Annotated in this window: 16 protein-coding genes and 1 pseudogene; 16 read left to right on the top strand and 1 reads right to left on the bottom strand. The window is 52.5% G+C overall.

All coding sequences use genetic code 11. The annotated features are described in order from the left end of the window. The first annotated feature begins 23 nt into the window (after positions 1 to 23). From trpB to accD, 3 genes are all read left to right on the top strand, one after another. Complete coding sequence (gene trpB, locus GZ092_RS10125; RefSeq protein ID WP_293636342.1) at positions 24 to 1,292, top strand: tryptophan synthase subunit beta; 1,269 nt, start codon at positions 24 to 26, stop codon at positions 1,290 to 1,292. Continuing rightward, positions 1,289 to 2,107: a tryptophan synthase subunit alpha gene (trpA, locus tag GZ092_RS10120; RefSeq protein ID WP_293636273.1), complete on the top strand. Its 819-nt coding sequence runs from the start codon at positions 1,289 to 1,291 to the stop codon at positions 2,105 to 2,107. The genes trpB and trpA overlap by 4 nt, the downstream gene beginning before the upstream one ends. Positions 2,108 to 2,256: 149 nt before the next feature. After that, positions 2,257 to 3,129 carry an acetyl-CoA carboxylase, carboxyltransferase subunit beta gene (gene accD, locus GZ092_RS10115; protein ID WP_293636272.1) on the top strand — a complete coding sequence of 291 codons (873 nt, stop codon included), beginning with the start codon at positions 2,257 to 2,259 and terminating at the stop codon, positions 3,127 to 3,129. 5 nt (positions 3,130 to 3,134) lie between these two features. Here accD and GZ092_RS10110 read toward each other — a convergent pair whose 3' ends face one another. Next, the gene (locus tag GZ092_RS10110; RefSeq protein ID WP_293636271.1) at positions 3,135 to 4,208 is read right to left on the bottom strand and encodes an integron integrase; all 1,074 of its coding nucleotides are present in this window, start codon (positions 4,206 to 4,208) and stop codon (positions 3,135 to 3,137) included. Positions 4,209 to 4,841: 633 nt separating this feature from the next. Here GZ092_RS10110 and GZ092_RS10105 point away from each other — a divergent pair. From GZ092_RS10105 to GZ092_RS10050, 13 genes and pseudogenes are all read left to right on the top strand, one after another. Beyond that, entirely contained in the window at positions 4,842 to 5,375 is a 534-nt protein-coding gene (locus GZ092_RS10105; protein WP_293636270.1) for a hypothetical protein, read from the top strand. Between the two features lie 67 nt (positions 5,376 to 5,442). After that, positions 5,443 to 6,057 carry a hypothetical protein gene (locus GZ092_RS10100; RefSeq protein WP_293636269.1) on the top strand — a complete coding sequence of 205 codons (615 nt, stop codon included), beginning with the start codon at positions 5,443 to 5,445 and terminating at the stop codon, positions 6,055 to 6,057. Positions 6,058 to 6,139: 82 nt separating this feature from the next. Then, complete coding sequence (locus tag GZ092_RS10095; RefSeq protein WP_293636268.1) at positions 6,140 to 6,691, top strand: hypothetical protein; 552 nt, start codon at positions 6,140 to 6,142, stop codon at positions 6,689 to 6,691. A gap of 81 nt (positions 6,692 to 6,772) precedes the next feature. Then, positions 6,773 to 7,132 carry a hypothetical protein gene (locus GZ092_RS10090; RefSeq protein ID WP_293636267.1) on the top strand — a complete coding sequence of 120 codons (360 nt, stop codon included), beginning with the start codon at positions 6,773 to 6,775 and terminating at the stop codon, positions 7,130 to 7,132. Between the two features lie 338 nt (positions 7,133 to 7,470). Further along, entirely contained in the window at positions 7,471 to 7,887 is a 417-nt protein-coding gene (locus tag GZ092_RS10085) for a hypothetical protein (RefSeq protein WP_293636266.1), read from the top strand. A gap of 365 nt (positions 7,888 to 8,252) precedes the next feature. Beyond that, positions 8,253 to 8,945: a hypothetical protein gene (locus GZ092_RS10080; protein WP_293636265.1), complete on the top strand. Its 693-nt coding sequence runs from the start codon at positions 8,253 to 8,255 to the stop codon at positions 8,943 to 8,945. An 80-nt stretch (positions 8,946 to 9,025) separates the two neighbouring features. After that, a complete protein-coding gene (locus GZ092_RS10075; protein ID WP_293636264.1) occupies positions 9,026 to 9,526 on the top strand; it encodes a hypothetical protein in 501 nt (166 codons plus the stop codon). Positions 9,527 to 10,001: 475 nt separating this feature from the next. Continuing rightward, positions 10,002 to 10,226 (top strand): annotated as a pseudogene (locus GZ092_RS21230) (lysozyme inhibitor LprI family protein); the annotation flags it as partial. A 93-nt stretch (positions 10,227 to 10,319) separates the two neighbouring features. Continuing rightward, positions 10,320 to 10,547, top strand: a complete 228-nt coding sequence (locus GZ092_RS10070) for a hypothetical protein (protein ID WP_293636263.1) — start codon at positions 10,320 to 10,322, stop codon at positions 10,545 to 10,547. An 87-nt stretch (positions 10,548 to 10,634) separates the two neighbouring features. Continuing rightward, a complete protein-coding gene (locus GZ092_RS10065) occupies positions 10,635 to 10,955 on the top strand; it encodes a hypothetical protein (protein WP_293636262.1) in 321 nt (106 codons plus the stop codon). Between the two features lie 277 nt (positions 10,956 to 11,232). Then, positions 11,233 to 11,733, top strand: coding sequence for a hypothetical protein (locus GZ092_RS10060; RefSeq protein ID WP_293636261.1), 501 nt, complete (start codon positions 11,233 to 11,235; stop codon positions 11,731 to 11,733). 326 nt (positions 11,734 to 12,059) lie between these two features. After that, positions 12,060 to 12,878 carry a hypothetical protein gene (locus GZ092_RS10055; RefSeq protein WP_293636260.1) on the top strand — a complete coding sequence of 273 codons (819 nt, stop codon included), beginning with the start codon at positions 12,060 to 12,062 and terminating at the stop codon, positions 12,876 to 12,878. 406 nt (positions 12,879 to 13,284) lie between these two features. Beyond that, positions 13,285 to 13,977, top strand: a complete 693-nt coding sequence (locus GZ092_RS10050; protein WP_293636259.1) for a DUF4145 domain-containing protein — start codon at positions 13,285 to 13,287, stop codon at positions 13,975 to 13,977. Positions 13,978 to 14,043 lie beyond the last annotated feature (66 nt).

Here is a 14,043-nt window from a genome sequence, read left to right as displayed (position 1 = left end):
TTCCCCAACTGATGAAGAAGACCATGTACGACTATCACCAACCTGACATTTCAGGCCACTTCGGCATTTACGGCGGCAGTTTTGTTTCTGAAACCCTGACCCACGCGCTGACCGAGCTGAAAGATGCTTACGCCCGGTACCAGCACGACCCCGAATTCCTGGCCGAATTCAACTACGAGCTGAAGCACTTCGTCGGCCGCCCCTCACCCATTTACCACGCAGCCCGCATGAGCCGCGAACAGGGCGGCGCGCAAATTTATCTCAAGCGCGAAGACCTGAACCACACCGGCGCGCACAAGATCAACAACACCATTGGCCAGGCCATGCTGGCCCGCCGCATGGGCAAGCCGCGCATCATTGCCGAAACCGGTGCCGGCCAGCACGGCGTGGCCACGGCGACGATTTGCGCACGCTATGGCCTCGAATGCGTGGTCTACATGGGCAGCGAAGACGTGAAGCGCCAAAGCCCCAATGTTTACCGCATGAACCTGCTGGGCGCCACCGTGGTGCCGGTGGAAAGCGGAAGCAAGACGCTGAAGGATGCGCTCAACGAAGCCATGCGCGACTGGGTGGCCAACGTGGACAACACCTTCTACATCATCGGCACCGTCGCCGGCCCGCACCCCTACCCGATGATGGTGCGCGACTTCCAGAGCGTCATCGGCACCGAATGTCTGACGCAGATGCCCGAGATGAACGGCGGCCGGCAGCCCGATGCAGTGCTTGCCTGCGTCGGCGGCGGCAGCAATGCCATGGGGATTTTTCACCCCTATATTTCCCACGAAAACACCCGCCTGATCGGCGTGGAAGCCGCCGGCGAAGGCATGGACAGCGGCAAGCATTCGGCCTCGCTGCAGCGCGGCCTGCCCGGCGTGCTGCATGGCAACCGCACCTATGTGCTGCAAAATGAAGACGGCCAGGTTACCGAGACGCACAGCATCAGCGCCGGCCTCGACTACCCCGGCGTCGGCCCCGAACATGCGTTTTTGAAAGACATCGGACGCGCCGAATATGTCGGCATCACCGACACAGAAGCGCTGGCCGCATTCCATTACCTGTGCCGCACCGAAGGCATCATTCCGGCGCTCGAATCCGCCCATGCGGTGGCTTACGCCATGAAGCTCGCCAAGACCATGCGCAGCGACCAGAGCATTCTGGTCAACCTCTCGGGCCGGGGCGACAAGGACATCGGCACCGTGGCCGACCTGTCGGGGGCCGACTTCTACTGCCGCCCGTCCTGCCACGGCCAGAGCATCAAAGGCGGCTCGCAAGTCGTGGAATTCAAGTCATGAGCCGCATCAAACCCACACTCGACGCGCTGCTGTCCCAAGGCCGCAAAGCGCTGATTCCCTACGTCACTGCCGGCTTTCCGTACGCCGACGTCACGCCCGAACTGATGCACGCCATGGTGGCCGGCGGCGCTGACGTGATCGAACTGGGCGTGCCGTTTTCCGACCCGAGCGCTGACGGCCCGGTGATCCAGAAAGCCGGCGAAAAAGCCCTGGGTTTCGGCATTGGCGTGGTCCAGGTGCTCGACATGGTGCGCGCCTTCCGCATAAAAGACAGCACCACGCCCGTGGTGCTGATGGGTTATGCCAATCCGGTCGAGCGCTACGACATCAAGCACGGCGCAGGCGAATCCAAAAGCGCGTTCATCCGCGATGCGGCTGCAGCCGGCGTGGACGGCATGCTGATCGTTGACTATCCGCCCGAGGAATGCGTGGAGTTTGCCGCGCGGCTGAAGGCGCATGGCATGGACCTGATCTTTCTGCTGGCACCCACCAGCACCGACGCGCGCATGGCGCAGGTCGCCGAGGTCGCCAGCGGCTATGTGTACTACGTCTCGCTCAAGGGCGTGACGGGTGCCGGCACGCTCGATGTTGACGCCGTCGAAGCCATGCTGCCGCGCATTCGCCAGCATGTCAGCGTGCCCGTCGGCGTGGGTTTTGGCATTCGCGACGCGGCCACCGCCAAGGCGATTGGCAAGGTGGCCGACGCCGTCGTCATTGGCAGCAAGATCATCCAGCTGATTGAAAATGAGCCGCGCGACCGGGTGGCGGCGGTGGCACAAGATTTCCTGAAGGAAATCCGCACGGCGCTGGACTGAATTTCCCTTGGATTTTCCGCCGCATAATGGCATTCGCCGCCCTGCCCCGGGCGTTTGCCACGCCACCTTTGTTTACTGTTTGAAAATGCCTGGGACTGCCGTTTGCCGAAAAAAGCAGCGCCAGCCGCAAGCCTAAAAGGACTGACACCATGTCTTGGCTCGAAAAACTCCTTCCGCCCAAAATCAGCCCCACCAACCCGACCGAGCGCCGCAGCGTACCCGAAGGCCTGTGGATCAAATGCCCGAGCTGCGAAGCCGTGCTCTACAAGACCGACCTGGAAAAAAACCAGAATGTCTGCCCGCAGTGCAGCCACCACCACCGGATCGGTGCGCGCGAGCGGCTCGATGCCTTTCTGGATGCCGAAGGCCGCTATGAAATCGGACAGGAAGTGCTGCCGGTCGATGCGCTGAAGTTCAAGGACAGCCGCAAGTACCCCGAGCGGCTCAAGGAAGCCCTGGAAAACACCGGCGAGACCGATGCGCTGGTGGTCATGGGCGGCGCCCTGCACAGCATTGGCGTCGTCGTGGCCTGCTTTGAATTCGACTTCATGGGCGGCAGCATGGGCAGTGTCGTCGGCGAGCGCTTTGTGCGCGGTGTTCACACCGCCATCGAGCAAAAAGTGCCGTTCATCTGCTTCACAGCGACCGGTGGCGCGCGCATGCAGGAAGGGCTGCTGAGCCTGATGCAGATGGCCAAGACCAACGCATCGCTGACCCGGCTGGCCAAAAAAGGACTGCCATACATCAGCGTCCTGACCGACCCGACCATGGGCGGCGTGAGCGCAGGCTTCGCCTTTCTCGGCGACATCGTGATTGCCGAGCCGAAAGCACTGATCGGTTTTGCCGGCCCGCGCGTCATTGAATCGACCGTGCGCGTCACCCTGCCCGAAGGTTTCCAGCGCGCCGAGTTCCTGCAGACCAAGGGCGCCATCGATTTCATCTGCGACCGCCGGGAATTGCGCAAGACCGTGGCAAGTTCACTGGCCATGCTGCTCAAGCAGCCGGCCGACGCGGTGAGCTGAGGCTTTCACAGCGCATCAAACGGGCTCAGCACCCCGCGCCCGCCCTTGTTCAACACATGGGTGTAGATCATGGTGGTGCTGACGTCACTGTGGCCCAGCAAATCCTGCACCGTTCGGATGTCGTAGCCCGCCTGCAGCATGTGCGTGGCAAACGAATGGCGCAGCACATGCGGCGTGATGATCTTGGCAGAGCCAGCCATTGCGCCGCCCGTGCGCTCATCGCCTGAATCGATTGCCGCAGTGACGCCCGGACCCATGCGCCGCGCACCTTCCCGTACCGCCCGCTGCACCGATTCGGGAAATACATGGTGGCGCCTTTCCACCCCGTCACTTCGCGGATCAATCGCCCGCGACGCCGAGGGAAAGACATATTGCCAGCCCCACGCCTTGCCGGCATTCGGGTATTTGACGGACAGTGCATTCGGTAAATGAACATCGCCAAAACCCGCCTCCAGGTCGCGCTCGTGGATGAGTTGGGCGCGCTGCAATTGAGCCTGTAGCGGAACGATCAGGTTTTCGGGCAAAACGGTGATCCGGTCCTTGTTTCCCTTGCCTTCGCGAATAATGATTTCGCGGCGCTCAAACTCCACATCCTTGATTCGCAGCCGCAGCGCTTCGAGCAGGCGCATGCCAGTGCCATACAGCAAACTGGCAATCAGCCACATCGGCCCGTTGAGCTGCATCAGCAGGTCGCGCACTTCGCGCGTGGTCAATACCACGGGCAAACGTTTGGGCGTTTTAGCCTGAACCACCTCATCAAGCCAGGGCAAATCAATACCGATGATTTGCTTGTACAGATAAAGCAGCGCCGCCTTGGCCTGGTTTTGCGTGGATGCCGATACATTGCGCTCGACGGCCAGGTAACTCAAAAACGCCTCAACTTCAGCAGCGCCCATGTCACGCGGATGGCGTTTGTTGTGAAAGAGAATGAAGCGCCGGGCCCAGTCGATATAAGTCTGCTCGGTGCGAATGCTGTAGTGCCGGGTGCGCAGGTGAATACGCAGTTGCTCCAGAAGTTTGGGTGGTGGTGAAGGTGGATATTCCAGCAGTGGCGCGAGTGACCGTGGAGGCAGGTTCATCCGTTAAATTTTAGGTTTGCCTAAACGACTTGGCAACCTAATAACCCGTTGAAAATAAAAAGAAATTTTTTAATTTTAGTTGTATTAGATTGTAAGTGCAGTTAGGATTCAGTCGTCCAATATACGTTAGCCTGCCGCAATAATCTTTCTCATGGTTAATCCTGCGCTTTATCTTTCTTCTCGCCATTGGGTTCGCGCTAGCGGTTCCCGTGGAGGGCGCATTTCAAGTGCCAAATCGGGCTCCAGCGCTTGTGGCAGTTGCGCGGGCAGCTCTTCTTTTCATAGTTCTGTCGGTTTAGGCCAGTGCCCAGTAGTTGAACGCGGTGCTTGTGCTAACCCGGCGTTCAAGCGGACTGGCCTACGGCCATCCGCTTAACTTGTCCGTTAGGTTTGTAAAGTCAACCATGCCAAACTTCACGCCCCAGGTGCCGCTGGCGCACGCCCTGCCTGTGCTTCCAGCTATGCTTTCCATAGTGGCGGCGCATCCGCGCTTTGTACTTCCGGGGTGCGCCGAGCGTGTCGGTTCAAGCACCAAGGTCCTAACCCGGCATTGCAGTGGATTGCTACGCAACCACTGAACTTCAACGTTAGATTTCTGAAAACCCCCATGCCTGCCATAGACGGAAAACGCACATGAAGAATAATCTGGACAAAATTACTAATTTCGCTCGTTTAGTTAAGGCGTCGGTGTCCGAAACACAATTTGCGGCTAGTGATGCAGCAATGACAGCTGGCAACTCACTGAAGGCAGCAGCGAGCATGGCCGCGAAGAGCGCTAAAAATGCGTCGGACGCAACGACGCAGATCGCCGGTGGCTTTGCAAGAGCAGCTAATGCTCAGGCCACACGAATTGCAGAACACGCCGTCGAAGTGGTATGCAGAGTCGAAAGCAGACATGAGGGAATATCGGAGCAAGCCAGCGACATCGCTAAAGCGACACGCGTAATCGCAGGTGTCGCTACTGTTGGCGCGGTCGTCGCCGCTCCAACGGGCTTGGCGGCGCTTGGTGTTGCGGTTGGCATTGCAAGCGCACCGATCTTGGTCACTGCGGCACCGATACTCGTCGCAGTCGCCGGGGCAGCTGCAACTGTCTCCGCTGCTACGCACCTCTACTCAAAGGCCAGGCGAAAGCGCTTAAGTGGGCCACCCGAAAATGACCACTCATAGTTCTTCGGCCACGTAGTCGCCTAATTTAGGTTGAGCATCTCTTATCACAACACTCATAGGTTCAAAAATGAAGAAAGCCGGCGGTATCGCACTTGCCATAGGAATAGTTGGTTTGCTGGCTAGTCTCGCTATGGACACCTCAGTTTCCTCCGGTTTCGGAAGGGTTCACAACATTGGCCTGATAAACCAAAAGCAGAACCTTCTGTTGGTCTTCGCGCTGGTTAGCGTTGTTGGCGCCGTTTTTTATGCAGTCGGCCGTAATAAGGCAACAGAGAATAATGTGCACTCCGCAGTGACTCTTGAGCGTAGTTGCCCTTTCTGTGCAGAGACGATCAAGGCTCAAGCCATCTTGTGCAGGTTCTGCGGCCGCGAGGTCGAAGCCGTTATGGTTGCACCGGCAACTCCAGTCCAGAAAAATTCACATTTATTGCTCTGGCTCTCTGAAGTTTTAACTGGATCTGAATGCGGCTCTCTGGTGCAAAAGGCAAAAAAGTTCAAACTTCATCGGCGCGAATCAATAACAACCGAAACCCTCTCACGACCATCTGCTTCAGCCACAGCGTCATCGTCTGCGAGGAAGGCTCCTCGTGAATCCGTACAAAAAACAGAAGACTCCCTCGATCTGGATAAAGCATGGGAAAAATTAATGAAGGTGTTGGGGCGTGGGTCAATATGGAAATAGGAACTCCGACGCCTAACCCGGCGTTGCAGTGGATTGCTACGCAACCACTGAACTTCAACGTTAGCCCGTTCATATTCTGCCGATGAAAAATAGAACCAAGCAGTTCATCCAACACTTGTCGCATGACATCGAGGATGAAGATAAAGCCGAAGAGTATCTTGACGAATCCCTTCCCCTAATTGGTCTTGTCGTTATGTATTTCAATTCACTTGAAAAGTCCCTGGACTCGTTCATTTGCGAAATTGTTTCAGACAGATCAGATGCTCCAGGTCTCATCGTGATACAAAAACTTATGTACGCCGCGAAAGTCGATCTCTTCAAACGGTTTAGCGAAGATTTTCATCGTTGTTTTTCGACGCCATCAGACTTTAACAATTTGGTTGGCGAGTTGGTCGATGTGGGCAAGCTTAGAAACTTAGTCGTCCATGCAGACTGGAGCAGCACTGACGAAGAAGGCTACACCTTTGTCCGGCTCAAATCCTCGTCAAACGGCATGTTGCAAGAGTACGTTCAGTTCTCCGTTGAATCCTTGGAAAAACTGATCGAACAGCTAATCAACGCTAACCACCAACTCTCTAATTATTGGGAATGGAGGTCTGATCAACTTCAAGATCACTTGCGTAGTGATTCATGAGTTTTTCTAGGTCTTGCTCTAACCTGGCGTTGCATCGGTCCGCTACGCGTCCGCTGAACTCATACGTTAGAAAGAGAAATTATGAGCATCACAGTTGATTTAAGTATTTTTAGTCCTCGTTGGAGTCGTGAAGATATTTATTCGGTTGAACTTGATAAAGAGTTCATGGAAATATCAATGCATGCCCGAAAAACAAGAGCTACTTGGAGGGAAAACCTTGATCCTGAATGGAGCAGCGAGTCTATTCAAGACATCATGAACAACGACAGTATCTATCCACCTGCTATTACTCAGGATCTCTTTGAATATGCTTGGAAAGAGTGGCGTAATGGCGAAATATCTGCCCAAGAAGTAGAAACTGAGCTGAAAGAACTTGCCGTATGGATTAATGCAGTGACTCGAAAAAAACCAAATACGCAGTTCTGGAAGCGTTACTTCTAACAGTTTGCTCCTGCCAACGACTTCCGGCCACGACTGAGTTCAAACAATAGGTTTGCAAGGTCAACCATGCCAAAGTTCATGCCCAAGGTGCCGCTGGCGCACGCTCTGCCTATGCTTCCAGCTATGCTTTCCATAGTGGCGGCGCTGCCGCGCTTTTCGCTTCCGGGTTGCCCCAAGCGTGTCGGTTCTGGCACCAAGGTTCTAACCCGACATTGCAGTGGATCGGCTACGCCGCCCACTGAATTTCAACGTTAGATTTGCAATTCACACATGCCTTAGTTCATGCCAAAACTGCCTTTAGCCCACGTCCTGCCTGCACAGCCGTTAGGAAAATGTTAATGTTAAAAAGCCTTTTGAAGGGGATGGACAACCAAATCGCCTCCTTCACAAAAATCCTTCAAAAAAAGCGAAGTCCTATTCAAATAGGTCCAGATGGAAGTGCTCAGGGCTTCCTATACAAAGCGGGATTTAGCAGCATAGGCAACATGCAATCACCAGAGGCCAAAATAGCGCACATTCTTAAAGAATATGTAAGCCTTCGGGGATATGACTTAAATAGCCAAATTTCTGTTATTGAGCATAGAGTTTTTGGAAAAAATTGTCTTGCGAGCGATCCGAGCTTCGACTCCATTGAAGAATGGATGGCTTGGAGAGTTCCACGCGCCTTCGACAACCATAGGTTTTATCAATGTGATGGATGGGATTTGAATTTTTATAAATTTGCCAGAGAACGCGCAGTTGAACACTTTGTTTAATTCCTGCCTCGGTTCTAACCGGTCATTGCAGTGGATCGGCTTCGCCGCCCACTGAATTTCAACGTTAGCCTGCACTTAATAATCTCTCATGGTTAATCCCACGCGGTCTCTTTCTCGTCGCAGCTGCCAGCTTGCTCGCGGTTCCCGTGGCGGGCGCAGTTTCAGCATCAAACAGGGCCTCAGCGCACGTGGCGCTTGGGCATGCAGCTCTTATTTTCGCAGTGAGGTTAGGCCGTGCTCGTTTGTGGTCTCGGTTCTAACTCGGCGTTGCAGTGGATAGGCTACGCCGCCCACTGAACTTGGCCGTTAGGCAGCCAAAAGAAAAGCGTCTGCATCCGCAACATGTACAACGAAAGGGAGAAATTTTGAACGAAATCATTGACTTTCTTAACAAGAACTCGGGTGCATTGAATGTCATCTTCACGGCAGTTGTAACGGTTGCCACTGCAGTCTATGCAGTACTTACCTGGAAGTTAGTTACAGAGACCCGCCTGATGAGAGAAGTGCAAACCGAGCCGAAACTATCGGTAACCCTGCGCTCGATAGATGAGGCTATTCACATAGTTCGACTTCACTTTCAAAACATCGGTCAAGGACCAGCACTTAGCGTTAAATTCACTCCACGAGTGGAATCCGGTAACGAAAGTTCTGCCGCACTACTTGAAAATTTCACAAAGCCGAACTATTTCAATACGGGACTTTCGTATTTCGGACCTGGCCAAGAGCGGGTATCCATGTACACGCAACTTACAGAGAATCACGAAGCAAAGCTGTCCACGGTTCTCGCCTTTGATGTCGAGTACAAGAGCGTCACTGGCAAGACATATAAGGACACACTCATCGTTGACATGTCTGAGTACAAGGGTACCCATCAACTAGGAAAACCCCATCTTTACGCCATCGCGCAAAGTCTTGAAAGGCTTCAGAAGGACGTTGATCGCCTGGTTGGCGGCAGCAAACGCCTGCAAGCCGATGTGTTCTCAAGGGAAGACCGAGTATGGGAGAGAAAAGAACGTGATGAATGGATCGCAGAACAACGACGCAACGCGAGTGCCTAACCCCGGCATTGCAGTGGATCGGCTTCGCCGTCCACTGAATTCATACGTTAGCCTTTTGTAGAAATCTTTGGGAGTCAAAGTTGACTGAATTTCAGACTAAACAGGAAATTGCAGTGCGCGTGTTATCGAAAGCATCGCAAGCGGAACGGGACGCTTTACTTGTGTGGCTGGTAAAGCTTCTAAACATTAAAGACAGTGAAGTTTCAACGGTTCAAAAAACGAAGCAAGCTCTTCTTCTTACGAAAAACAGCGCTGTCGTTTGGCCAATGTCAAAAATGCTTTACGCTGAAGTTAAGCGTTTGGGGTGGGATGAGCTAAGTAAAAAAAGCCGCACTGGCATAGCTGTAGGAGGTGCCGCTCTCGCGCTCGTCGGTGGTCAAGGAGCTGGCATAGCTGCACTTGGAACTGCTATTGGCTTGCCACTTTGGATTGTTCTTGGAGCGGGGGCGTACTTCGCTGCTGGCATAGTTGAAGACCTGATCAATCATCTGCCCGCGCAAAAACGTCCGCAGATGAAAAACGGCAAATATGAGATTGTTGATGTTGAAGCTAAAGTGAAGAAAGAAAGCGCCGATGGCTAACCCGACATTGCAGCCGACCGCCTTCGGCGGCGTCTGAATTTAGGCGTTAGGTTTGTAAAGTCAACCATGCCAATCCTCGCGCCCAAGGTGCCGCTAGCGCACGCCCTGCCTGTGCTTCCAGCTATGCTTTCCATAGTGGCGGCGCTACCGCGCTTTTCGCTTCCGGGTTGCACCACGAATGCTTATTCCAGCACCAAGGTCCTAACCCGGCATTGCAGTGGATTGCTACGCAACCACTGAATTTAGACGTTAGACAAAACGAATTTATGCATATCAATTTTTGACAAAGGATAAGCCTGTGAAAATATATTTTAAGTACCTCGCGGTTATATCTGCTATTTGTATTTTTTCACCATCAGCAAGTTATGCAGAGACTAAATCCTCTCCACAATACGAGAAATGCATAGATAGTGTAGATCTTGGTGCTTTTAAAAATACGCAGTGGGCGTCTTATGCGGAGTAAGAATTAAAGAGGCAGGATGTAATCCTAAATGCTGAATACAATAAATTGCGAAAGAATTTATCCTCTGAGCAAAATGAGTTACTGACGAAGGGACAGCGATCTTGGTTAAAGTTTAGAGAAGATTGGTGTCGCTTTGAAGAGGTTAGCCCATCGGCACCAGGTGGAGTAGCTAACTACAACTTCTGCCTGCTTGAAACAACTGGCAAGCAGATTGAAGCTATTAAAAGCTTTCAGTGAGTGATAAATTGTTCCACGCCTAACCCGGCGTTGCAGCGGATCGCTACGCGTCCGCTGAACTCACACGTTAGGTTTCAAGAAAGGAAACATATCATGGCTATTCATATTAGCGATTTAAAAATTATTGCCCTCAATGGTGGAGGAATGATGCTGGACGCAAGAAAGCATCACGTATCTGATCTAAAAATAATTGCTTTAAACGCAGCCAGCAGCGGGGCAAAAATTTATCTTCACAATATTAAAGCTATCCATGTTTCCGACATAAAAATAATCGCACTTAACTCTAAAGGGTGCGTAATATTTGATCTGCTTGAAAATTGATTAATTAACAACCCGGCGTTCCAGCGGATCGCTACGCGTCCGCTGAATTTCAACGTTAGTCATAAAATAATTTAACAGGAGAAGCTAGTGACAATCAATAAATTAGAACTTGAGGCAATGAATGATCTTTTGGGGAAGGGCAAAAAGATCGCTGACTTAGCGAAAAAATACCCTCAATATGACTATCACGAAATTTACTGGGCAGTTAACGACTATAGTTTTTTAGGTAAAAAACGTACTATTACGAACCGCCTGAAGCGCCTAGTCAAAGAAAAAACGATTGAGCAGTGCCAAGAAACGGCAAATGAAGCGCAGGAACTGCTAGATGAGCTTTACAAACAGCTTAAGCGCAACAGCGAAATGCTTATCGAGATAGACCGCGTTCTTCGAGGCGGAACTGGTGCCTAATTCACGTTAGGCTTCGCAAGACAACCATGCCACGGTCCATGTTAAAACTACCGCTAGCGCACGCCCTGCCTGCGCAATCAGCTATCTTTTTAGCAGCAGCGCCAGTTCTTTCAGGTGTGTTAGCCCTCGCGCCGGCGCTTGCGCGCTGCAGGCCGGAGCGCTTTGCCAGGCGTGTCGGTTTAAGCGCCGCGAGTCTAACCTGGCATTCCAGTGGATCGCCTACGCCGCCCACTGAATTTCGACGTTAGCCAATTCACAATCATTTTTTAGCCCATCAATGAAATATTTACTTCAGCAACGTCTAATGGGAAAAATAGTGGTTTTCCTTACTATTGTTTGCGCCTCCGCAGCTCATGCGGAAAATTGCACGGATAAGGATTACAAGATATTCAAGGCATATGATGCTTATTTAGACGCAAATCCGCAGATGGATGACGACACTGCGCGGAGAAAATTTGCTACTGGGGTCAAAATGAAACCTGCGGCGCTAAAGTCGCTGTATTTTAATTGCCTATCCAGATGGAGGGATGAGGAGCCAGCAGCTGCCAGGAAAGTTGCGCAAGCGGCCATTGCGGAGATGGCGGCGGGAGGCGAATCGCCACTTACCAAAGGCCATAATTGCAAAACTTTAGGTTTCCGATATGGTGACACTGCGACACGCGCGATGCTCGGGAAAAAACCGAACCTCGGGTGGGATTTTGTCATGCCTGAAAGATGCAAAAATAATCCAATTACTGATTCAGCTATAAAGGACGGCGTCAAAAATGCTTCCAAATAATTAGCAATATTTTTTGCCCTTCGCATCGCTGCACATTAATTGGCAGTGTGCTAACCCGTCATTGCAGTGGATCGGCTTCGCCGCCCACTGAATTTCAACGTTAGGTTTTGTACAGTCAAACATGCCAAACTTTACGCCCAAGGTGCCACTGGCGCACGCCCTGCCTGTGCTTCCAGCTATGCTTTCCATAGTGGCGGCGCTATCGCGCTTTTTGCTTCCGGGTTGCGCTAGGCGTGTCGGTTCCAGCACCAAGGTTCTAACCCGGCATTGCAGTGGATCGGCTTCGCCGCCCACTGAATTCATACGTTAGACGTCCGCCGAGCCGCATGAAAATTCATCGATACATTCTTTTCCGCGACGAAAGCGAAGGCCGCGCCCTGATCGACCAAATAGATCAGGCTCGTGGGTCGGATCATTGGGCAGATCCGAACATCAATCCGTTTGATGGACGCTCGCTGGTTCCGTGGAACGACGAATATTTGGCCGACCATTTGAAGTTAGTCGACGGGATGGATTCGGTCACTTTTGACGAGGCGCAAGACCAAGGCTGGTCTTTCGGATACTTCACGGGGCGGTTCGCCAAAGCCAGGATCAAATTGGAAGAGGTGCAGCACATCAGAGTCACTTTGGACGCTTTCGATCGCAATCCAAATTTCGCGGCCTATCGGGCATTATTCTTCGGACTGCTTTCGTCGTTATATGGAGTCAAAGAAGCTCTTAGGCAGTCCAGCAACAAGCTCGGGAATGAAGCACGATCGTGGTGGGACGCCAAATTTGAGGAAATCAAAGCGGATCCACTGCTTTGGCTTCTCTACGACCTGAACAACTCTGACAAGCATTCAATCTCCTCTCCATTTCTTCGGCCACGCATGAATCTCTACGTTTACAAGGGACCGGCGCCACCTGGGCTCATCATGTCCGGAGAGGGAGTTTTCGTCGCGGTAGACAAAGATACCGCGCGCGAACGACGCGTGTTCTTTGAGGGTGCGGATGCGGGGTTTGAGGTCTATCTTGACGTTCCGGTTCTCAGTCATAAGGGGCAAGATGTTTCACGCGCAGGGCTCAAGTCGCAACTCGACATGGCCATTTTCCACTACGAGAACTTGGTATTTGAAGCAAGACGTACCTTCGATATAGACGTCTAACATCTCGTTCGAGGCGGACAGGCTTCGCCGCCGCTCAACTCCAGCGTAGGCTGCAATTCATCACCATGCCTGAGTTCATGCCAAAACTGCCTTTAGCGCACTCCCTGCCTGCGCTGCCAGCTATCTTTTTTGCAGTGGTGATTGTTCTTTCAGGTGTGTTTTGCCTTGTGCGGGCGCTTGCGCGCTGCGGGCTACGGTGGTTTGCCGGGCGTGCTGGTTTTAACCTCGTGCGTCTAACCCGGCATTGCAGTGGATCGGCTTCGCCGCCCACTGAATTTAGACGTTAGCCCGTTTCGTAGATATTAGCTTGCTGCAAATCGCACAACGCCATTTAGCCGCAACCGGCACTCATCAGCATTGATTACCAAACACATCAACAACCGAGAGATATATAGGAATTTCATAAATGAATATTGAAGAGAACAAATCAAAAGGCGAGAAATTTAAAGCTTTCTGCGCCACCTGTAAAACGGAAACAAACCACGTGGTGGCTCAGTCTATTGATACAACAGGCAGCGAGGTCATTCATTATGGACCAGATGAGAACGACATCGACTCGATTGACTGGAGCGATGGCTACCAGATTATTCAGTGTATAGGCTGCGATACATTCTCGTTCCGGCACAAGAATTGGTTTTCGGAGGCGCAAGAGTACTATGGCCCGGATGACCACAACGACGGAACGACTACCGTGCTCTACCCTCAGCGGAGCAAAGACATCTTGAATGCGAAAGATTTCTACAACGCGCCGAAGAACCTCAGAGCTATTTACAAGGAGGTAGTTAACTGCTTCAACGGCGATTCGCCTGTAATGTGTGCTGCCGGACTACGCGCAACCATTGAAGGCCTATGCGCAGAGCACAGCGTCACCGATGGTCCAGTAGACGTGACGAAGCAAGATGGAACTGTCGAGGTAAAGAGGAAAGATAACCTCGAGGGCAAAATCAGTGGTCTTTGTGAGAAGGGCATCTTGACCAAGCAAAACGCGGAGATTCTCCATGAACACCGATATTTAGGAAACAGTGCAGTTCACGAGCTGTCTCGCCCTGCAGAAGCAGACCTTCGTTTGGCTGCGTATTCCGGTGAACGTGACCGCTGATTCCGGTAACGTGACCGGCATTCCGGCGAACGTGACCGAGGGTCGGTGTTGCGCGTTTTGATTTTA

The sequence above is a fragment of the Polaromonas sp. genome, assembly GCF_010365105.1.
Classification (GTDB): Bacteria; Pseudomonadota; Gammaproteobacteria; order Burkholderiales; family Burkholderiaceae_C; genus Polaromonas.
The sequence above is the reverse complement of the archived record's forward strand: the minus strand, read 5'-3'. Positions and strand labels throughout refer to the sequence as shown.